This window comes from Halomicronema sp. CCY15110, from assembly GCF_016888165.1.
Taxonomy (GTDB): Bacteria; Cyanobacteriota; Cyanobacteriia; order Phormidesmidales; family Phormidesmidaceae; genus Halomicronema.
In genome coordinates this window covers 20,549-40,817 of record NZ_JACSWC010000436.1, presented here as the reverse complement: position 1 = coordinate 40,817, position 20,269 = coordinate 20,549, and the positions used below count along the sequence as shown (strand labels likewise).

The following is a 20,269-nucleotide window of genomic DNA, read 5'->3' as shown; positions in this document are numbered from 1 at the left end:
CATGGCAACTCTCAGGGGGCACAGTGATGGGTTGCCTCTAGCATGTCACAGACCCTTTTTTCTTGCGCTTACCCTGGGGGTCTTTAAGGAAGCGAATCACAAAGCTCAACATGCTGCTGAGCTTTGTGATTCGCGCAGCAGGCGCTCGGCTGGATAGGATTGCTCGTCGAGGACATTGGTGGCCAGAATGAAGCGACGATGACGCTGGCGACACTGGGTCTCATACTCAGCGGTGTTCGCCAGGGCTACCTGGTTTAGCGGCCCAACGCCCCGACTCCTGGGGCAGAACAGCAAAGTTGCCAACCCTATTGAGGAACCGATCGCGGTGATGCGGCTCTGGCCGCTCCGTAAAACGACTGCTTTAGGATGCCCGATACGCGGCTTTAGCCTGTATCTGGTTTACCTTTGGTCGCAAAACTCGGGGCGCGATCGCGGGGGGGCGGGCGGCGTCCCGTTAGGCGAGAGCAGAGCCATAGGGTTACTACGAATTATGAAATCGTTCAAAACTGCGTCAAGCCAGGTGACTATTATTGACATGGAGTACAAAACCCTTATCTCACAGGGGTTTTACATGCGTTTCCATTAATTAAAGAAAACTCTTTTGTTCACTGTGCCCCACTGATAAGCGGCGCACTCGAATGAGGTCATCATGATCGAAAAAATTCTTTTAGCGGACTCTGGCACCGGCAACACCGAAGCAATGATGAAGGTGTTGATGGAAATTCCGCTGATTCAGCGAGCCAACATCACCGTTTTACATGTGGTGTCGCCGCAGGTGTCGGCTGAGGGCATGACTGAAAAGTGGGAAGCCGGGGGGCGCACACTGGCCGAAGCAATCAAAAACCTAAATCTCGATCCGGGGCATGTGACCGCGATGCTGCGCGAGGGTGACCCCAAGGATGTGGTGATCACGGTGGCAAAAGAAATTGATGCTGACCTGATCATCATGGGGTCTCGGGGCTTGAAAGGTCTGAAAGCAATTTTGGATAACTCCGTGAGTCAGTACGTGTTTCAGCTATCATCGCGGCCCATGCTGCTGGTGAAGGACGATCTCTACAGCATTCGTTCAGTGAAGCGAGTCATGGTGGCGATGGATAAGTCGGACTCGGCCCAAGAAGGGTTGAAGCTGGGCATTAGCTTACTGCGCGATGTGAGTGGCGGCGAACTCGTCTTGGTCCATACGGTCTCGAACTTGAAGGCGCGGCCCTTTGATGAGACCGAACCTGACCCCAGCAAAGACCCGGTGCTGACCGCAGCGGCGGCAGAAGCGAAGCGCTATGGCATCAAATCAACGTTGGCAGCGCCGGAAGGCAAGGCGGGTCGCCGCATTTGCCAACTGGCTGACGACAAAAATGTGGATTTAATTATTCTCGGATCGCCCGATCGCCGCCCCTCCATCGCGAAGGGCATGCCCGACCTCGATCGCCTGCTGGGCGAATCGTTGTCTGACTATGTGCGGGTCTACACGCCTTGCCCGGTCTTGCTCACTCGCATTGCCAATTAACGCAGCAGCGAACGGGAGTCACCGACTGGCCAGTCATCGTTTAGTTAGGGGTGGCAGCTCGTCGGTGCATTTGGTCATAGCTGTAGCGGGCGATCGCGGGCAGGATGGTCTCGTGCTCAGAAAAGACGGCATCATTGGCAAAGACAACCAGCGCAAAGCGTACTTGCTGATCGGGTGAAGTAATGATGGCGGCCTCTTGGCGACCATCGTCAAAGGTGAAGCCGAGTTTGGTATACAGCCTCGCATCGGGCGGCAGGTATTCGCCGAAAAAGCCCGCGATCGCATTAGTTTCTGTCCACTGCCATTCGGCTGGGTCAGGGCTGTGGTAAAGATATTGCTTGATGCGATCGCTGGCGGCGGGCGAAATCGCTTGTCCGGTATCAATCTCGTACAACAGCCGCGCCACTGCCGCCGTCGTCAGATAGTTGCGTTGGCGCGTGTCATGTCCCGCCGCCTCGGGTGTCTCATGGGCAAGTTGCCAGTCGCGCCCCGTGCGCTCTTCCATACCCAAATCGGGAATGGGCAACGTTTTGTGGGCAATATTCAAGTCCGGGTAGTTGGCCCGTAAAAAATAGTCGTTCAAGGTAGTGCGAGCCGCCACCCAGGTCGGCAATTCGGCGGGGGGCAGGGTGTCGCCCGAGGTCGTCTGGGTCAAAGCATCCACAATGCGACTCGACGCCCCGTTATTGGAATAGTGGGCCATCAAGGCTTCGTCGTCGCGGTAAACATCGACCTCGGGCAACAAGGTGCCCGCATCGTAGTAGCCATACAGCGCCACCAGCCAAAACAGCTTGACAATGCTGGCGGGATAGCGCGGTTGCTGGTCTTGGTAGGCCGCATAGTCACAGCAGTCCCCCGTCAAATCGACCAAACTGATGGAAACGGACTCAGTGGGTAAGCCCTGGGCCGCAATTAACGCCACTGCCCCATCCACAATTTGCCTTAGCTGCGGCGACTGCGCCGGGGTTTCCGACTGCCAAAAGGGCGGTTGAGCCACCACCGGGTAGCGGGGCCGATCGCTCACCGCCGCCAGGTCATCAAGGAATCCTAGGCCTTGAGTGAGCAGCTGAGCTGGAGGAACGGGCGATCGCTGCCAACGCAGCGCGACCTCGTTACAGCTCCTCTGGGGAAATGCCCGCGAGGAAGCTGTGGCGGCCTGGCAGACGGTCGGCTCTAACGCTGATCCGGCGGGCCTGGCCGCCCGTGGGAGCTCGTGAACGCTGATGGCCGTGAGCATGCCAACGACCAAGCCCGCCAGGGGCAAATCTCGCCACAGTGTGTATTTCGACCATCGATAGCGGAACGGCACTGCCATAGGGCGCGGGGGCTCATTGAGCAAACTGTCGCGATTATAAAAGACCTTTGCCGTTATGTTGCACCCACAACGCTGGGCTTTAATAGTTGGCGGCGGCGCTGCCTAGTTCCGCCGCGATCAAGGCATTGACCTGCTCTAGCAGAAGCTCTGGGGCAAGGGGGAGGAGGGCGATCGCGTCGGCGTGATGCGTCGTCTCGCGAGCCACCTGATTATCACTCAAGGCGAGAATTTTGACCTTGGTCGTGATCAGTGATTCTCGCAGCGCCCGAATCATGCGCTGACCATCGATGCTGTTGATCTGCATATTGAGAATCACGACGGTGGGTTGCAAGAGGGCGACTTGTTCCACCACCCGCGACCCCTCAATCATCCAAATCACTTGGTAGCCCGCCGCCGTCAGCAAATCGCAGATCATCCCAGCCCGATCTTCCTGATCTTCCACCAAGACAATGCGCCCGACAATCGGCTGCACCAACTGGATCTCTTCTGGCGTCGGGGTGTTGCGGGCGGCGGCCGAGCTGAGCCGTTGGGCGGGCAGTCGCACAGTGAACACGGAGCCCACGCCGATTCGCGAGTTGACCAAGACGGTGCCACCGTGGAGTTCCACCAGTTGTTTGGTCAAGGCGAGGCCTAAGCCGGTGCCAGAATATTGGCGCTGACGGCTGGTTTCTAGCTGCTGAAAGGTTTGAAACAGCTGTGACAACTGCTCTTCTGGGATGCCAATGCCCGTATCTTCGATTTGAAACACGGCGAATTGCTGTTCGCGCCAGAGCCGCAGATTAATGGTGCCGTCTTCGTGGGTGAATTTCAGGGCATTGCTGAGTAAGTTATCCAGAATTTGGGTGATGCGGCGCGGATCGCCCGTAAACGCATCCTGATTTTCTATCAGGGTGGACTCAAAGTTGATTTCAATATTGCGATCGCGGGCAGTTTTGCGGAACGGATCGAGCGATCGCTGTCCCAGTCGCGTCAGGGAAACCTCTTGGATTTCTAAAATGACGCGGCCCGACTCGATTTTCGCCATCTCCAAAATGTCGTTGATGACTGCCAGCAGCCGCTCACCACTGTCGTAGATGGTTTGCAGATAGGTGCGTTGGCGCTCATTCAACTCGCCCAAAGACCAGCGCAGCAGCGTCGCCGACATGCCAATAATGCAGGTGAGGGGAGTGCGTAGTTCGTGGCTCATTGTGGCCAAAAACTCGCTTTTTGCCAGATTGGCGGATTGGGCCGCGGCCAGGGCATCTTTGAGATCCTGGGTGCGGTTGATCACACACACTTCCAGCGACTGCGCCTGTTCTCGCAGGCGGGCATACAGTTCGGCCTGCTGAATCGCCACGGATAAATGCTCGGCAATGCCTTGCAAAAACTTGAGTTCCTGTGCAGTCCACACTCGCGACGCGGCACATTGATGGGCGATGAGCAGGCCCCAGAGCTCGCCCTTGGCCCAAATGGGCGCGATGACCTTGGCGCGAACCTGGGCTTTTTGCAAAAAGTTGTGCAGACAGGGGACATCGCGATAGGCCACTGCCACGTCATTGATGGCGATGGGGATACCAGAGCCATACTTGTGGCGGCAGTGGGTCTGGTCGTCAAAGCAATATTGCTCGTGAAAGTTTTTGACGGAATTAATCGTGGCGGTAGCCAGCGATTCATAGGTGATGTGGCCCGGGGTCGCGGTGGCTGAAGGGGCATCTGAAACGGCGGAAATATCCCTAGATGCGCCAGCTTCCCGCGATGGAAATTGGTAAATTAGCAAGCGATCGGTAGATAAGGACTGGCGCACTTCGGCCACGGTGGTCGAGAGAATGACGTCTAAGTCCAAGCTGTCGCGAATTTTAGCAATCACCTGACTCAGCAGTTCGCCTTGTTCGAGCTCGCGATCCAGGCGGGTCTGGACGTTCCTAGAAGCCGCCGCCGTGGCCTCGGTACTGGCCTCGGTCGGCGGGTCGGTCGGCGGCACGGCCAAGATCGGCAGCAGGGTCAGGAGCAACTCGGTGCCAGAGGTCACTGTGCGATCGCGCAGATGATGCTCGGCTACGGCCAACGGTTGGGCGATCGGTTGGGCCCAGAGGTTGTGGCCCCAGTAGGTGACGACCGCCAGGATTTGCTGCGGCTCGGTCATCAAACCAACCGTATGGGTCGCCTCCGGGGCGGCGATCGCGTCAGCGGCCAACCCTGATTGATGCACCAAGAGAGCCTGTGTCGTGGGGGTCACAACCAGCAGCCAGTCTTGCCACTGGGAGGTTGTCGATGGCTCATTGTGGTGCAGCCGGGGGAAGGCTCGATCGACTTCCGAGAGGCGTAACGATTTGGCCTCGTCGGCCAGCTGCCAGAGCGATCGCCGCAACTGCCGATAAGCTGACTCTGGTAGAGTCCGCACCACTAACTCTGAATTTTTAGGGAATAGAGTCATAAATCTCTGTCGTTAGGGCGCACTTTTCTGACGCTGGGTCGTAATGACGCTGAATAGTCATGTCGGCTGACCACCGGATCATGAACACTGGCACATCCTCAATAACAGTGAGGACATTGGCCAATGCTGAGTAACTGTTTCGATCAGCGGTGACAGCCGCAGTGCTGCCCAGTCAGGCGCAAGCAATCGAATAGCCGGGCTGACCGAAGCTGCACCGTCATCGACTGCCCAGCACATCACCTGGGAGCTTAAAACAACGTCCCACACATGGTAGCGGTCTAATTCGGCATCCCTGGGCAGATGCTAGAGTTCCTTCAGATTTCATGCTTGGGCATTAAGGAATTGAGATGCATAGATTAGCAGCGACCCCGGGGGGCTGGAATCCCGAGGTAGATGGGGTGATTTTTGTGGAGCAGACCCCTGCGCCGATCGTGGTGCTGACGGCGGCGGATACCGATATTCAGTGCTTGGCGCGGGTGGCGGAGCACTGGCCGGAGTCGGCCCCCGCCCTGCGGGTCGCTAATCTGTTACAGCTCCAACAGCAATTGGCGATCGATGCCTATGCCGATACGGTGCTGAGCGCAGCCCAGGTGATCATTATTCGGCTGCTGGGCGGGCGCGCCTATTGGTCGTACGGGCTGGAAGTCGCCAAAGCGATCGCCGCTGAAAACGAGACCGCGCTGCTGGTACTGCCGGGGGACGATCGCCCCGATCCTGACTTGATCAGCCATTCGACGGTATCGCTGACGGTCGCTCACCAGCTCTGGCGCTATTTGAACGAAGGGGGCAGTGATAATTGGCGACATGGTCTGATGGCCGTGTGCGATCGCTATCTGCACACCGACTGGCAGCCACCAGAGCCCACCCCCGTGCCACCGCTAGGCCACTATCAACCGGGCCAGGGGCGATTGACTCCGTCCCCCCAGACGCCCGATATTGCCACGACAGCCGCATCGGCCCAAGTCGGCATTTTGTTTTACCGCGCCCATTATCTAGCGGGCAATACGGCCCCCATTGAGGCGCTGTGTCAGGCGTTGCAGGCGCGCGGGTTGCAACCACGGCCCCTCTTTGTGTCATCGCTGCAAAGCCCGGAGATGCAGGCCGACCTGCTCGATTGGCTGCGACCCAAAGATGCTCCAGGGGTCGATTTATTGCTCAATACCACCAGCTTCGCGATCGCCAAAATTCACACGGACACGCCCCACTTAGATCTCTGGCAGCAGTTGGATGTCCCGGTGCTGCAAGTCATTCTCAGCGGGGGCACGCAAGCCGCCTGGCAGCAAAATCCCATGGGCTTGAGTCCCCGTGACATTGCCATGAACGTGGCCCTGCCGGAGGTGGATGGTCGCATCATTACGCGGGCGGTGTCGTTCAAAACCGCCGCCCAGCGCAGCGATCGCCTCGAAACGGATGTGGTGACGTATGAGCCGGTGGGCGATCGCATTGAATTCGTCGCCGATTTAGCCGCTAACTGGGTCAAGCTCCATCGCACCCCCGTTGCCGACCGGCGTATCGCCCTGGTGCTGGCCAACTATCCCAACCGTGACGGGCGGCTCGCGAATGGGGTGGGTCTGGATACGCCCCAAAGCTGTGTCGAAATTCTCCAGGCCTTGCAAGCCGAGGGCTACACGGTTGCCGATCTGCCCCAGGATGGCGACGAATTGATCCAGCGGCTCACGGCAGGCGTCACCAATGATCCAGAAAGCTGGGCCATGCGTCCCGTCGCCCAAACCCTCACAATGGCTGACTATGAGCAATTTTGGTCGCAATTGTCTGCCCCTGTGCAAGGGGGGATGACCCAGCAGTGGGGCACCCCTGACGCGGAGCGATCGCGCTATCCCACCCCACCCTACGATGCCTGGCCCGTGGCGGGTTTGCAGTTGGGCCATGTGTTTGTGGGCATTCAACCGAGCCGAGGCTATGACCTCGATCCATCGCTGAACTATCACGCCCCCGATCTGGTGCCGACCCATGCCTATCTGGCGTTTTATAGCTGGCTGCGGCAGCAATTTGGCGCGCAGGCGATCGTCCACGTGGGCAAGCACGGCAATCTCGAATGGCTACCCGGCAAGGGCATCGGCTTGTCGGCGGACTGTTATCCCGAAGCGGCATTGGGGGCCATGCCCCACCTTTATCCCTTTATCGTGAATGATCCGGGGGAGGGGGCGCAGGCAAAGCGGCGCGCGCAAGCCGTCATTATCGATCATCTAACGCCGCCCCTCACTCGCGCTGAGCTGTATGGGCCGCTGCAACAGCTGGAAGGACTGGTGGATGAATATTATGAAGCGCAAAGCCTGGATCCGAGTCGGTTACCGACCCTTCGCGATCGCCTCCTCGACGTGCTCCAAACCAGTCACTTGCTAGAGGATTTGGCGGGCGATCGCGCCGCCACCGTCCCCACCGCCACCGCTGGGAATGACGACCAATTTACCGCGCTGCTACCCTCCGTTGACGGCTATCTCTGTGAGCTGAAGGAAGCCCAGATTCGCGACGGGTTGCATATTTTGGGATGCTGTCCGACGGGACGACAACTGCGGGATTTAGTCATCGCGATCGCCCGCCACCCTTCGGGTAAAAGGCTCGGACTCACACGGGCGATCGCCCAAGCCTGGCAGCTCGACCTCGACCCCCTGATCGACGATTTGGGCCAGCCGTGGCACCTCCCTGCCGAACATCAAATTCCGCCTGAGCAGCACACCGCCGCCCAAGCCTGTCGCACGGTGGGGGATCTGGTCGCAGTGCTCGAAGCGCAAGCCCAACAATCGGTCGAGGCATTGATTGAACCGTCTCCACAAGCCTTAACGGCAGCGCCGCCCCCGGTCTTAGCAGCAGAACTGCACTGGATTCAGCGATCGCTATTGCCCAACCTGCGGCAAACGGATCGGGAAATTTCTGCCCTGCTTGCGGGCCTCGATGGGCGCTACGTCCCCAGTGGCCCCGCCGGTGCCCCAACCCGTAACCGCCCCGATGTGTTGCCCACCGGACGCAATTTTTACTCGGTGGATATTCGCGCCATTCCCACCGAGAGCGCTTGGGATGTGGGGCGCAAGGCGGCGGAAGTGCTGGTGGAACACTACACTCAGGAAAATGGCGAATATCCCCAAAGCCTGGGGTTGTCGGTGTGGGGCACCTCGACCATGCGCACCGGGGGCGACGACATTGCCGAAGCCCTGGCCCTGCTCGGGGTGCGTCCCGTATGGGATGGCCCCTCGCGGCGGGTGGTAGATTTTGAAATCTTACCCATCGCGCTCCTCGGGCGGCCCCGGGTGGATGTCACCTTGCGGGTGTCTGGCTTCTTTCGCGATGCCTTCCCCAATTTGATCGACCTGTTTGACCAGGCGGTCGAGGCCGTCGCGCAACTGCCCGAGCCCGCTGAAGAGAATCCCCTGGCGGCGAAAGCAGCAGCGGAAGCCCATGCTTGGCAACAGCAAGGACTCACCGCAGAGCAGGCGCGGGAGCGATCGCGCTACCGCGTCTTTGGCTCTAAGCCAGGAGCCTATGGGGCCGGACTCCAGGGCCTGATCGAAGCGCAAAACTGGACGACCGATGAGGATCTCGCCCGCGCCTACGTCAACTGGAGCAGCTACGCCTATGGTCGCCACGCCCAGGGGCGGTCAGCGCCAGAAGCTTTTCAGGCGCGCTTGCAAACTATGCAGGTCGTGCTGCACAACCAGGACAATCGCGAACACGATCTGCTGGACTCCGATGATTACTACCAGTTTCAAGGGGGGCTGACGGCAGCGGTCAAGGCCGCGTCGGGGCGATCGCCCCAAACCTACTTCGGCGATCACGCCGTGGCCGAGAATCCGCAAGTGCGATCGCTCGCCCAAGAAATCGCCCGCGTCTATCGGTCTCGCGTGGTGAATCCGAAATGGCTGGCGGGAGTCAAACGCCACGGCTACAAAGGCGCGTTTGAAATGGCCGCCACCGTGGATTATCTCTTTGCCTACGACGCCACCACCCACTGCGTCGCCGACCATATGTACACCGGCGTTGCCCAGGCCTATGTGTTGGATGAGGACACCCGCGCCTTTGTGCAACGGGCGAATCCGTGGGCTTTGCGCGATATGGCCGAGCGCCTGCTCGAAGCCCACCAGCGGCATCTCTGGTCAGACGCCCCAACCGATATCCTGGCTACCCTTCGCGACATTGTCCACAGCGCTGAGGCCGATATTGAAGACCATCAACAAGCCTTTGTGAACTAGCAAGCTCGCCCCTGGGCAATTAAATATTCACTGTTAAAATAGCGGGGATCGTTCCTTTCACACACAGTTTGGAGTTAAACCCATGGAGCCTGTATCCACGGACGTGGTGCAACAGGTCGCGGCATACTTCAGCATTCTGGGCGAACCCATGCGGCTCAAGATTTTGAATCTGTTGCGCGATGGCGAAAAATGCGTGCAGGATCTGGTGGCAGCCACGGCGACCAGTCAGGCCAATGTCTCCAAGCATCTTAAAGTGATGCTGCAAGCGGGCATGTTGGCGCGACGGTGTGAGGGCACCACCGCCTACTACAGCGTGACCGATGAGTTGACTTACGAGCTGTGTACCCTAGTGTGCGATCGCCTCGCTACCCGCGTCGAGCAGCAAGCCCAAAGCATTCGCGCCTTCAGCCTGGCCCCCTCGCCCCGTGAGGGTTGACCCAACGGCCAGTCGGCAATCCAGTCGCGATGATTACAATGTGGCCCGTTAACCAGTCATGCCACAGTCAGCAACCCGCTGACAATAAAAGTATCCACGCCAAAAAAGGGGCCGTTCCGACATTCATCCCCCCCGGCAATCGTTCCACGACCATCAGTCGGAATGTGATTTGCCCGTCGATCCTTGCCGTCAGTAGGGACAACGCAAGGTCAGCATGGATCGTTTGGGATTCAGAGACGCCCCCCAACCCTGGGCATGACCGTGTGCTGGCCGAATGGGAAGGACTCATTTGCCATTACGACTTACCAGACAAAAACGTAGCACTCTATACAAAAGTCCAACTTCTGGATGACCCCTAACCTTCCTTAAGGGTCATCAAATAAATTCTATTCTTTCTTAACTTAAATAAAGACAGCCGAAACAGCCAGTGCTAACGCTAATGACTTTAGAGAGTCACTGTCATCAATGGATTGATCGTTACTTTCTCGGATTGAACACTTTCCTGAATTGAATTGATGAACAAAAGCATCAGCTGTTTGGCTTGAAGCTTTAGAGGTATCGTATGAAACGCTTTATTTTATGTTCTCTGTCGGCCACCGTGGCTCTGACACTGGGGGCAACTGCTCGTGCCGATATGCACAGCAATGCATCAGAAATGCCAGAAACCAGTGTTGATGCAACTGAAGGTGTGATTTCTCCTGATAGTCAGTCACCCAATAACCGTGAGATTCCGACTGACAATGTTGAATCGCCTGAAATGATAGAGACGGAGAACCCTAACCGGGTTGACGGCATTATCTCGCCCGATAGTCAATCGCCGAATAATCGCACCCTTCCTGATGCAGGTGTCGCTGGCAATGGGGTAGATGCCGAAAATCCCGATTTGATCGACGGCATTATCTCGCCCGACAGCCAGTCGCCTAACAATCGCGAGTTGCCCAGTGGCGCAACCGAAACCCGTGATGAACCGATGAGCTTTCAAGAAGCTTTTGACATTTATCGCGAGACTGGTGAAAGAGTCGAGTTCGATCGCTCATCAGCACCGAACCGTGGCATTATTTCTCCCGACAGTCAGTCCCCGAATAACCGGGCCATTCCTGATGAAGGCGTGACGGGTGATGTCATGGAGACCGAAAATCCCAACCTGACTGACGGTGTGATTTCGCCTGATAGTCAGTCCCCCAACAATCGGGAACGCGTAGATAGTGAAGTGGTACCAACTCGTCAGAGCACCTCAGGTACAGACGAGATGAACAACAGCACCAGCGGTGTAATTTCGCCTGATGCTCAGTCTCCTAACAACCGTGAAGTTGTACAGTAACGTCTCGCTGTATGGCGAGAAGGTCGCCATTGCTCTAGCGATCGCGGTTCACAACTTGACTCACAACTAGCGTGCAGCAAAGTGCGTATCCGGCCCGCTTTGCAGCTTTTTATAAGCGGTTGCGGGCTTTGATGCGGAGATAGTCTTCCACCAGCGGATCGGTGATTTGGTCGGCGGGGGCATCGAGTACCAACACGCCCGCCTGCTTGAGTTGGGCAAAGGCGGCCTGGCGCTGTTCCAGTAAATCGAGGGCGACGGCGCGGCGGTAGGCCGCACTGACATCATCGGCAAATTCGTGGGCCTGGGTATCGACTTGTGGATCGCGCAGGGTGACACAAAAGGGCAGGTGGCGCGATTTGAGGCGGGTCAGAGCGGTGAGCAATTCGGCAGAAGCAGTTTGATCGACCAGATCGGTGATGACGACGACGAGGGCGCGACGGTGTTGTTGGGTCGCCACTTTGGTCACCGCGCCTAAATAGTCAGATTCGAGCATGGCGGGCTGAATGGGGGTGAGTTTTTCGATCAGGCGTTGCAGGTGCTGGCGGCCCCCGGTGGCGGGAATCCAGGTGTGCATTTCGCGATCGAAGACGCCGACGCCGACGCGATCGCCCCGGTGCAGTCCAGCCAGCGCAAGGGAAAGGGTGGCATTCAGCCCCCAGTCAAAGCGGGAAAGCCCTTTGACGTTGGCGGTCATGAGGCGACCGCGATCGAGCAGCACAATGAGGGATTGTTCGCGTTCAGGTTCCAAAACCCGGATAAGGGGGGCGCTGCGGCGGGCCGTGGCTTTCCAGTCGATGAAGCGCGGGTCGTCGCCAACGGCGTATTCGCGCAGTTCGGCAAATTCGGTGCCGATGCCGACCCGCTGGCGCTGGCGCATGCTGCCGGTAGATTGGATGGCGAGTTTGACCGAGAGCGATCGCAGCCCGACCAAATCGGGATAGACGGCGACAGTTTGCTCGGCGGGAAGCGTCCAACTGCGCCAGGCCAAGCCCCACGGTCCTAGCTGGCGCATCTGCAGGTCGCCCCACTGATATTCGCCGCGCTGTCGCGGTAAAACTTGATAGGTAATCTGAGTGGCGGTTTTGGCGGGCAAATCCACCGTGAGTGGCATTGGGATGTCGTCAAAGTCGGTGGGATAGCGATCGAAGATTTGCAGTTTGGCGGCGGCTTTGGGGGCAGAGACTTTGAGCGTAACCGGATTGTCGCGACCAATGGAGAGGCGAGGCAGTTGTTCGCGCTGGGCGATCGCCCGCTGGGGGCCATTCACCTGCGCCCAGTCCACCACCATCAACAGCAGAATCATGCCGTTCACAAACAGCATCGCCTCTAGCGGCAAGGAAATGACGGCTTCAGTTGGCCCCAACGCATCCAGGGCGGTGGCGAGGGCACCCGCGATCGCCAGCAAGCCATACAGTTTCAGCGTTGGGGTCATGTCAACTCGCCTAGCCGCAGCAGCAATTACATACTTCCGATTTTAGTCGCGAATGAAGTGGCATCACCCGCTCCATAAATTAATCAACAGCACACAAGTTTTCCATTACCCGCAGAAAACTGAACTACGCCTGAACAAAACTGAGCAAAACCTGATTTCGCTAATCAAACGAGATTGATAACATCAAATCATTCTCGGTCGGGGATTCCAACTCATGATTAGCATCACCAAAGAAAAGTTCCGGCTCGATCCTAAAAAGCCTGACAAAATCCACATCAAAGATAATGCACTGATTTTTGAAGACACCATTTACCAAATCAGTAACATTGCCTACGCTACCGTCGAAAAGTGGAAACGAGTTGAAGACTATTCAATTCCGCTCTCTGTGCCACTAGGCTGGCTGTTTTTAGGGTCTCTGATGACAGCGATCGCAGAAGAACTCATGATTCTGCTTGTTGGATTTCTGATGATCTTCGTTGCGCTTGGCTTGTATATCAAGAGTGAATACCAGCATCTAGGATATATCTACGTTTTGCTATTGCATTTTGACTCTGGATTTGAGGAATGTTTTGAAAGTCAAAATCCGCGTTTTCTGCATGAAGTTGTTGAGGTACTGAAACAAAAGATCGAAAATCCTAGGCATGTCGAAAATTATGTCGCGAACTTTGTGACGAATAAAGTCAGGAAAATTAATTTTGTTCACAAAAATCACTCCATAAATGTGGGCGGAGATGTTTACGGAAGTGCCTTTAATTCAGGATCGGCTAGAAATTTAAGCACATAGGAGAGAGTCTGATTAACGATCCTTATTCAGTTTTTAAGTTCATTAGAGGTTTTATCATGGGTGACACATCAAATCGATCAGTGCAAATTGACGGCTCCGCCATAGGCTCCGCCATCAACACGGGGACAGTTAGAGATATTCGACTGACCTCGCGTAACACAATGACTCCTACTTCAGCGGATCCAGCCAAGCAACAGCTCGCTGCCGATTTACAAGCATTGCAAGCCAAGTTAGCCGAGGTAAAACAGGACAACCCCGATGTCACCGAGGCCGAGGCGCAAACATTACTGAACATCACAACCTCCCAGCCAGTGAAAAAACGGCTGGTGAAAGCCCTGATCGCAGGTGGCCGAACGGCCATTGAGGAGTTTTTGGACAATCCTTATGTGAATGTGGTGGTGGCTGCGATCGAAGGTTGGAAAAGCTGACAGCGCATTAAGTTGATGAACCAACAATTGGCCCGGTTCTCATGCTCAATGGGAATCGGGTTTTTTAGTTGGCTTGGAACAGACCAAACTTTTGGAGGCGCGAATCGTTGAATTGCTCAATCACGAGACTGGCCCCGTAGCCGTACAGCACATCCGGGGCGTGGGTCGAGGCCACACCCATGGTGGGAATTTGGGCGGATACCGCCGACTGAATGCCAGTTTTCGAGTCTTCAAACACGATCGCATCCCCTGCCGAGATCTCAAATCGATCAAGTGCCGTTTGATAAGGCAACGGGTCGGGTTTGCTGCGGGGCAACTCGCCTGCAATCAGCAAAAAATCGAAGGCCGATTCGAGCTGCAAAATCTGGAGCACAAATTCAGCGTTGGCGCGGGGTGCATTGGTGACGACAGCGGTTTTCAGCCCTTGGCGTTTGATCCAGTCATAGAGTTCGTCAAATCCGGGCATCCGCGTGAGTTCACTGGCAGCCAACTCGCGGAATGTTGCTTCTTTATCCACCGCTAATTGTTCGCCCTCGGCGGCGGAGAGGTGGGGCAGCAGTTCTTTGATCAGGTACTCGTTGAGCCGACCGCTGATGTGTTCCTTAAAAAAATCGTCGTCAACGGTATAGCCTTCCGGTTCTAAAATGTCGCGCCAGACTTTGATGTGAATCGGGTCGGTGTTGGTCAGGGTGCCGTCAAGGTCGAACAGTACCGCCTGGAGCATAGGAGTCGCTGGGGGTGAGGGTGACTGGGGGTGAGGGTGGGGCCTGTTTTTGCCTCATAACTCGCTGTGGATTTTACCAGTTGCGGCTCCTGAAGCTGTGTATCGCCCAAAATTCCCAGCAATGCTCATGTTTGTCAACTTGTCGTTTGCCCTGAGCTCGTCGAAGGGTGAACCAGCTTCCTCTCTTTGAGAGACGCAGCGCCCACGACAGGCTCAGCCTAAGCGATATGACTGAAGCCACCAAGCCCTACTGAGAATTGCTGCAAAATTCCGACAACGCTGACCGTTACGACTGCGGACAAACAGCTTTAGTGAATTTCGGAAACAGGGCGCAGGTCGGGGCATAGCTGCGATAGCGCGGCTCGGTGCGAGGCTTCCCAATGTTGCATCAGCATTGTGACCAACTCGGCGGCGTCCGCATCTGTGATGAACTCGTCCGACGCTTCTGCCGAGGCCGTGACGGCCCCTTCGCCACAGCTGACCCAACCACTCAAGAGCGCTTCAGCATCGGTAAAGATGCTGTCGGGGTGTCGCTGTCGGTACTCGGCCAGAAAGGCCGATTCCCTGGCAGTGTATGGGGTTTGCTCCATGGCGGTGGCCGAGCTGACACAGCGATCGCTCACTTCAATGGTGTGCCCTGGGGCGTTGACCAAAAAGCACAGGCCACTGGCAATCAGCGTTTCAAACATGTCTGCAGTCCTCGCTAGGGGCTGGTTCTAGTATCCACACCCGCTGGCTACAGCACTTTGCAGAAAATGACATGTTTGCCCGCCGATAGCAGACAATTGGGGTGATCTTGCCTGCCAGCGGTCAGGCTGAGGTGTCGTCAGACTGGTCATAGCGCTTGGAACGCCAGCCCGGAATCGTACTTTGCTTGGCGCGGGCAACGACGAGGGCGTCCGCTTCCACGTCTTTGGTGACGACGGAACCCGCCGCGACCGTGACATCTGGGCCAATGGTCACAGGGGCGACAAAGACGCTGTTGGAGCCAGTTTTAGTGCGATCGCCGATCACCGTGGGGTGTTTTTTCACACCGTCGTAATTGGCGGTGATGGTGCCCGCCCCCACATTGACCTGATTGCCGAGGGTCGCATCGCCGAGGTAGGAGAGGTGCGCGACATTGACGCGATCGCCCAGCGTCGATTTCTTGATTTCCACAAAGTTACCGATACGGCAGTTATCCCCCACCACGGTCTGTCCGCGCAGATGCGCATAGGGGCCGACCCGCACGCCATCACCCACCTGACTATCGGACAGCGTGGAATACAAAATGGTGGCGTTTTTTCCCACAGTGGAATTTTCAATCAGGCTGCCGGGGCCAAGGCGACTACCAGAGCCAATGACGGTATGCCCCCGCAGGTGGGTTTGGGGCTCAATAATCACATCCGGCTCAATCTGCACGGTAATGTCTATTGTGGTGGTGTCGGGTTCTAAAAACGTGACTCCCGCCGTCATCCATTCATCCTTGATGCGGTCTTGCAAAATGCTGTAGGCTTCGGCCAATTGCTTGCGATTGTTGATGCCCTGAATCTCTTGGGCGTCGTCCACATCCACCGCCACGACGGGAGTCATATCCTTCACCACGTCCGTGAGGTAGTACTCTTGCTGATCGTTATCGGCTTTGAGTTCCGGCAAAATTTTCGATAAAGCTGACCATTTGAAGCAATACACCCCGGCATTAATGCGGCGATTTTGGCGCTGGGCCTCGGTGCAGTCGCGATGTTCGATAATCTCGGTCACCACGTCATCATCGTTGCAAAAGACGCGACCATATCCGGTGGGGTCAAGGAATTGAGCAGTCAGTAACGTGGCTTCATTTTGCCGAGTCTGATGCACTTCAAGCATTTGCCGCAGGGTAGACGGGCGCAACAGGGGCACATCACCATTGAGTACCAGCAGGTCGCCCTCAAAATCTTGCAAATGGGGCAGTACCTGTTGCACGGCATGGCCCGTACCCAACTGCTCGGTCTGCTCGACAAAGGTGACGTTGTCTAAGTGGGCGAGGGCGGTTCTCACCTGGTCGGCTTCGTATCCGACGACGACCAGACGATGGGCGGGATCAACTTCGATGAGACTATCGAGGGCACACTCGACGAGCGATCGCCCCCCCAGGGGATGCAGCACCTTGGGCAATGCCGACTTCATCCGCGTCCCTTTTCCGGCTGCTAGCACCACAACCGCCAGCTTTCCTGCCATGACCCTTCTCCCTTATGATCCCGATCCTCGCCACGGAGTATACCGCGCTTTGTCTGGAGATGAGCGACTGTGAACGATTCACTCAATAGACTCTGGCCCCGGGCTCCGCTACAGGATGAAGGTGGCAGCTCACAGGGAGACAGACCGAGCCAACTGACGAAGCGCCACACTACACTTTTCTGTCAGGGCCGAGATCGGGGAATGTTTATGATAAGTAAACCCTGCCAACAATTCGCGGCTCGGGCGACCTGGTTGCTCGGCTGCTGTCTTAATGCTTATGTCGCCACCTGTCGCCCATGATCTTGCCGCGCTACGGCAACTCATCCCGGACGTTCTATATGAGCGTTACTTAGGGGTGGTCACGGGTCGGGTCGGCATGACCCGGCGGCGGGCAGAGTGCTTTTTGCGGCTGTGGCTGTATTTATTAGCAAAGGCGGCAGATCAACAGGGCCAACCGTTGCCAACGCCATTGCCGCAGCTCACGTTGCCCCCCGGTTGGGTGGACTGTAGCTGTGGCGAGGCGGCAGATGTGTTTTATAGCGATCGCGATCGGGGTAGCGATCGCGCAGCGGGCATGATGCTCGATAAGCTGGCCGCCCTGGGCCTGATTCGCAAAACCTTTGACGGCAATACAACCCAGATTGCCCTGGTGGAACTGCCCGAGTTGCAGGTTGTGCCGACGGCGGGAGCGATCGCTGACATTGAGCCCGACGATTTTGATCCCCGCTGTGACGCCATTCCCATCGCCAACCTGTTAGCGCAGAACTACAACTGGCTAAACCGCAACACCGACGCCGTGCCCTATCGCATTGCCAACATTCTCCGCGATTGGGCCGAGCAGTACAGCCAAGGCTTGCGGGTGCTGCGCCGTTGCGACAACCAAAATCCCCTCGGCTTTTATGCGCTGTATCCCACCCAGCGCGATTCGGAAATCAAGTTTTTTGAACCGCCGAGCCAGGGGTTGCACTTGAGTCAGGTGGCGAGCGAAGACCCGTTCAAAATGGCGCTGCCCGGCGATCGCCAATGTCGATCCGTATTTGTGCGCAGTTTTGTCATCGATCCCAGCCATCTGAGTGGCCAACGCAGTCGATTTGTTCAAGATGCGCAGCAAAGACTGCTGGCGATGCAGCAAGATTTTCCTAATCTGATGGATATGTACACTCTAGTAATTCATCCCAGCTATGCCGACTTAGCCCAAGCCTTAGGATTTCAAGCGACCCATGCTGATCCCAAATTGCCATTGCAATGGATGTATCAGGCCGTTGACCGTTTTGTGGTCATGGATGTACCGGCCGCCCTCAAGCAAGTCCAACCGTAAGGGAGGTGCGGGCGATCACCTGAAAGAGTGGAAGACCAACAACATATACCAACGATATATATAGATGATGAGACCAGGGGTTTGCCCGGAAAATCCACGCACTCAGGGGATGGTGCTCTCGCATTAAGAGCGATTGCGTTGGCAACTGCCCCGTAACCTGGCTCTGTGCTCTAGTCGGCGTCGCGTCCGATATGGCTCTCCCCCCTCACCGCACCGGGCGACTCGACTCGTAGAATTGTCTCTACTTATGGATAAGCATCTAGCGAAACTCAGCAAATTTTTGAGTTTGATCTTGCGTCATAAACCGCAAGTCATTGGCCTCCAACTGGATGTCAATGGCTGGGCCGATGTGGGGCAGCTCATCGATTTGGTCAACCAGCACGGGATTGCCATTTCCCAGGAACTGCTCGATGTCATCGTGCAAAAAAATACCCAAGAGCGGTTTACCTACAATGCCGATCGCACCAAAATTCGTGCCAACCAGGGGCACGCCCTCGCGATCGATTTAGAACTCGTGGCGGAGGTCCCCCCGACGCTTTTATTTCACGGTACGGCGACCCGTTTTCTGTCTTCGATTCGCACTCGCGGGCTGTTGCCAGGCAGCCGCCAGCATGTGCATTTAGCCGCCGAAGAGTTAGATGCCATTCGGGTGGGGCAACGGCACGGGCATCCCATTGTCCTGATTATTCAGGCAGAGGCGATGTGTCGAGCCGGGTACCAGTTTTACTGCTCCCAAAATGGCGTCTGGCTCACCGAAATGGTGCCCCCTCGATATATTGAGTTTCCTGGTGGGAGTGTGAGGCAATCGCGCTAACGCCTCACAAGCTCATGGCCATGCCCGGAGCTATTGGCGCAATGCGATATCTTCTTAGAGGGTGTTTGAGAAGTTCTCCAGCCAAGGCTTTGCCACCTGGGACACCTAGAAACACGACGATACAAAAGGCGTTTCAGCCCAATCTCAAGGGACTTAGGTCATCTTTGCTACGCAAAGCAACCCTTTCAAAACATCCTCTTAACGTGAGTTCGATGAAAATTCCCAGCCTGTGATGTCAGCTTGAGTTGGGCATTATCGTCAACGCAAAAACCAGGGTTTGGAGCCTTTCTCGCTTCGGAAGAGAGGTCTGGAGCGCGCGCCAAATCAGCCCGTCGAACTGACGTCTTCTCAGGCGATCACGAAGATGAGTCGAGTATGAAGAATTAATTTACTACGTTGACTTCGATAATCGGCGGATGATGCTCCCAGCGGCCTTCAATCAGGCTGCGTGAGCATCTTCTCGAAACCTTGTCAGGCAGCGGGTTTGGCGCTGAGGCAGTGGAGCCATATGCCCGGTCATGAGGCATCGCGATCGCATCTGGAGAGAGATTGACAGGATAGTGTAAACTGAATGAGGTTTCGGTGGTTGAGTGTCCGCTAGTTCTGGGATTCTGTCCTCTGGCTTTTGGTTTGATAGCTTATCCCCGTATTCCGTTTTTGTTTTTTAGTTTGCTTGCGAGGTTGGGCTATGACCGTTTATGTAGGGAACCTTTCCTACAGCGCCACCGAAGATGATCTCAATGAAGTTTTCAAAGAGTACGGTAGCGTCAAGAGAATTCAAGTCCCCACTGATCGGGAAACCGGTCGGATGCGCGGATTTGCATTTGTGGAGATGTCTGATGATGCCGAAGAAGATAAGGCAATTGAAGATCTCGATGGAGCTGAGTGGATGGGCCGCACCCTGAAGGTGAATAAGGCTCGTCCTCGCACAGAACGTAAACCCTCAGGTGGTGGTGGTGGCTGGGGTGGTCGCGGTTAGACGCGATCGCTGATACGGCTACTATTCATTGAGGCTATTAACCCTGGAGAGGACAAAGGGGACTTTGCCCCCTCTGTCCTCGTCTTTATGCTTTAAAATAAGAACTTTGATAGGAGGCAACTGCATGGCCCAAGTGGTACTCGGAGAACACGAACACCTAGAATCGGCACTACGGCGCTTTAAGCGCAAAGTTTCTAGCGCTGGCATCTTTGCCGATATGAAAAAGAAGCGGCATTTTGAAACTCCCGCTGAAAAGCGTAAGCGCAAAGAAGTAGCTAGACGCCGTCAGAGAAGACGGATGCGTCGCCAGAGCTAGACTCTACACTAGCTTTAGCCGTCAGGTATTCCTTGCAGAAGCTCCCAGGTAACAGAACAAATCTTCGGATTTGTGAGTGGGGGC

Annotated in this window: 16 protein-coding genes; 10 read left to right on the top strand and 6 right to left on the bottom strand. The window is 56.3% G+C overall.

All coding sequences use genetic code 11. The features are described 5' to 3' along the window. Window positions 1–649 precede the first annotated feature (649 nt). Entirely contained in the window at window positions 650–1,504 is an 855-nt protein-coding gene (locus JUK32_RS26215; RefSeq protein ID WP_204141831.1) for a universal stress protein, read from the top strand. Between the two features lie 40 nt (window positions 1,505–1,544). Here JUK32_RS26215 and JUK32_RS26210 read toward each other — a convergent pair whose 3' ends face one another. After that, a complete protein-coding gene (locus JUK32_RS26210) occupies window positions 1,545–2,819 on the bottom strand; it encodes a serine hydrolase (protein ID WP_204141830.1) in 1,275 nt (424 codons plus the stop codon). 79 nt (window positions 2,820–2,898) lie between these two features. Continuing rightward, complete coding sequence (locus tag JUK32_RS26205; protein WP_204141829.1) at window positions 2,899–5,232, bottom strand: ATP-binding protein; 2,334 nt, start codon at window positions 5,230–5,232, stop codon at window positions 2,899–2,901. A gap of 347 nt (window positions 5,233–5,579) precedes the next feature. Here JUK32_RS26205 and cobN point away from each other — a divergent pair, with 347 nt between their 5' ends. The 3 genes from cobN to JUK32_RS26190 all read left to right on the top strand — a co-directional run bounded on the left by cobN (window position 5,580) and on the right by JUK32_RS26190 (window position 11,194). Next, the gene (gene cobN, locus JUK32_RS26200; RefSeq protein ID WP_204141828.1) at window positions 5,580–9,437 is read left to right on the top strand and encodes a cobaltochelatase subunit CobN; all 3,858 of its coding nucleotides are present in this window, start codon (window positions 5,580–5,582) and stop codon (window positions 9,435–9,437) included. Window positions 9,438–9,519: 82 nt separating this feature from the next. Then, window positions 9,520–9,873, top strand: coding sequence for a helix-turn-helix transcriptional regulator (locus tag JUK32_RS26195; RefSeq protein ID WP_204141827.1), 354 nt, complete (start codon window positions 9,520–9,522; stop codon window positions 9,871–9,873). A gap of 562 nt (window positions 9,874–10,435) precedes the next feature. Continuing rightward, complete coding sequence (locus JUK32_RS26190) at window positions 10,436–11,194, top strand: hypothetical protein (RefSeq protein ID WP_204141826.1); 759 nt, start codon at window positions 10,436–10,438, stop codon at window positions 11,192–11,194. Between the two features lie 109 nt (window positions 11,195–11,303). Here JUK32_RS26190 and JUK32_RS26185 read toward each other — a convergent pair whose 3' ends face one another. After that, window positions 11,304–12,626, bottom strand: coding sequence for a DUF58 domain-containing protein (locus tag JUK32_RS26185; protein WP_204141825.1), 1,323 nt, complete (start codon window positions 12,624–12,626; stop codon window positions 11,304–11,306). A gap of 214 nt (window positions 12,627–12,840) precedes the next feature. On the opposite strand from JUK32_RS26185, the gene JUK32_RS26180 reads away from it, so the two are divergent. Further along, on the top strand, window positions 12,841–13,410 hold the full coding sequence (locus JUK32_RS26180; protein WP_204141824.1) for a DUF6232 family protein: 570 nt from the start codon (window positions 12,841–12,843) through the stop codon (window positions 13,408–13,410). 161 nt (window positions 13,411–13,571) lie between these two features. After that, a complete protein-coding gene (locus JUK32_RS26175) occupies window positions 13,572–13,838 on the top strand; it encodes a hypothetical protein (protein WP_204141823.1) in 267 nt (88 codons plus the stop codon). A 64-nt stretch (window positions 13,839–13,902) separates the two neighbouring features. Here JUK32_RS26175 and JUK32_RS26170 read toward each other — a convergent pair whose 3' ends face one another. The 3 genes from JUK32_RS26170 to glmU all read right to left on the bottom strand — a co-directional run bounded on the left by JUK32_RS26170 (window position 13,903) and on the right by glmU (window position 16,758). Beyond that, complete coding sequence (locus JUK32_RS26170; RefSeq protein WP_204141822.1) at window positions 13,903–14,562, bottom strand: HAD family phosphatase; 660 nt, start codon at window positions 14,560–14,562, stop codon at window positions 13,903–13,905. Window positions 14,563–14,870: 308 nt separating this feature from the next. Next, window positions 14,871–15,251, bottom strand: coding sequence for a hypothetical protein (locus JUK32_RS26165; RefSeq protein ID WP_204141821.1), 381 nt, complete (start codon window positions 15,249–15,251; stop codon window positions 14,871–14,873). 121 nt (window positions 15,252–15,372) lie between these two features. Next, window positions 15,373–16,758 carry a bifunctional UDP-N-acetylglucosamine diphosphorylase/glucosamine-1-phosphate N-acetyltransferase GlmU gene (gene glmU, locus JUK32_RS26160; protein WP_204141820.1) on the bottom strand — a complete coding sequence of 462 codons (1,386 nt, stop codon included), beginning with the start codon at window positions 16,756–16,758 and terminating at the stop codon, window positions 15,373–15,375. A 277-nt stretch (window positions 16,759–17,035) separates the two neighbouring features. Here glmU and JUK32_RS26155 point away from each other — a divergent pair, with 277 nt between their 5' ends. The 4 genes from JUK32_RS26155 (at window position 17,036) to rpsU (ending at window position 20,185) form a co-directional block, all read left to right on the top strand. Then, a complete protein-coding gene (locus JUK32_RS26155) occupies window positions 17,036–18,076 on the top strand; it encodes a hypothetical protein (protein ID WP_239113124.1) in 1,041 nt (346 codons plus the stop codon). A gap of 247 nt (window positions 18,077–18,323) precedes the next feature. Beyond that, a complete protein-coding gene (locus JUK32_RS26150; protein ID WP_204141819.1) occupies window positions 18,324–18,890 on the top strand; it encodes an RNA 2'-phosphotransferase in 567 nt (188 codons plus the stop codon). Window positions 18,891–19,578: 688 nt separating this feature from the next. Next, entirely contained in the window at window positions 19,579–19,869 is a 291-nt protein-coding gene (locus JUK32_RS26145) for an RNA-binding protein (protein WP_204141818.1), read from the top strand. Window positions 19,870–19,993: 124 nt separating this feature from the next. Further along, window positions 19,994–20,185 carry a 30S ribosomal protein S21 gene (gene rpsU / locus JUK32_RS26140; protein WP_072041352.1) on the top strand — a complete coding sequence of 64 codons (192 nt, stop codon included), beginning with the start codon at window positions 19,994–19,996 and terminating at the stop codon, window positions 20,183–20,185. Window positions 20,186–20,269 lie beyond the last annotated feature (84 nt).

Excerpts from the sequence above, each read along its gene's own strand:
- JUK32_RS26215 (WP_204141831.1), top strand. The coding sequence starts at position 650 with ATGATCGAAAAAATTCTTTTAGCGGACTCTGGCACCGGCAACACCGAA.
- JUK32_RS26210 (WP_204141830.1), bottom strand. The coding sequence starts at position 2,819 with ATGGCAGTGCCGTTCCGCTATCGATGGTCGAAATACACACTGTGGCGA.
- JUK32_RS26205 (WP_204141829.1), bottom strand. The coding sequence starts at position 5,232 with ATGACTCTATTCCCTAAAAATTCAGAGTTAGTGGTGCGGACTCTACCA.
- cobN (WP_204141828.1), top strand. The coding sequence starts at position 5,580 with ATGCATAGATTAGCAGCGACCCCGGGGGGCTGGAATCCCGAGGTAGAT.
- JUK32_RS26195 (WP_204141827.1), top strand. The coding sequence starts at position 9,520 with ATGGAGCCTGTATCCACGGACGTGGTGCAACAGGTCGCGGCATACTTC.
- JUK32_RS26190 (WP_204141826.1), top strand. The coding sequence starts at position 10,436 with ATGAAACGCTTTATTTTATGTTCTCTGTCGGCCACCGTGGCTCTGACA.
- JUK32_RS26185 (WP_204141825.1), bottom strand. The coding sequence starts at position 12,626 with ATGACCCCAACGCTGAAACTGTATGGCTTGCTGGCGATCGCGGGTGCC.
- JUK32_RS26180 (WP_204141824.1), top strand. The coding sequence starts at position 12,841 with ATGATTAGCATCACCAAAGAAAAGTTCCGGCTCGATCCTAAAAAGCCT.
- JUK32_RS26175 (WP_204141823.1), top strand. The coding sequence starts at position 13,572 with ATGACTCCTACTTCAGCGGATCCAGCCAAGCAACAGCTCGCTGCCGAT.
- JUK32_RS26170 (WP_204141822.1), bottom strand. The coding sequence starts at position 14,562 with ATGCTCCAGGCGGTACTGTTCGACCTTGACGGCACCCTGACCAACACC.
- JUK32_RS26165 (WP_204141821.1), bottom strand. The coding sequence starts at position 15,251 with ATGTTTGAAACGCTGATTGCCAGTGGCCTGTGCTTTTTGGTCAACGCC.
- glmU (WP_204141820.1), bottom strand. The coding sequence starts at position 16,758 with ATGGCAGGAAAGCTGGCGGTTGTGGTGCTAGCAGCCGGAAAAGGGACG.
- JUK32_RS26155 (WP_239113124.1), top strand. The coding sequence starts at position 17,036 with ATGTCGCCACCTGTCGCCCATGATCTTGCCGCGCTACGGCAACTCATC.
- JUK32_RS26150 (WP_204141819.1), top strand. The coding sequence starts at position 18,324 with ATGGATAAGCATCTAGCGAAACTCAGCAAATTTTTGAGTTTGATCTTG.
- JUK32_RS26145 (WP_204141818.1), top strand. The coding sequence starts at position 19,579 with ATGACCGTTTATGTAGGGAACCTTTCCTACAGCGCCACCGAAGATGAT.
- rpsU (WP_072041352.1), top strand. The coding sequence starts at position 19,994 with ATGGCCCAAGTGGTACTCGGAGAACACGAACACCTAGAATCGGCACTA.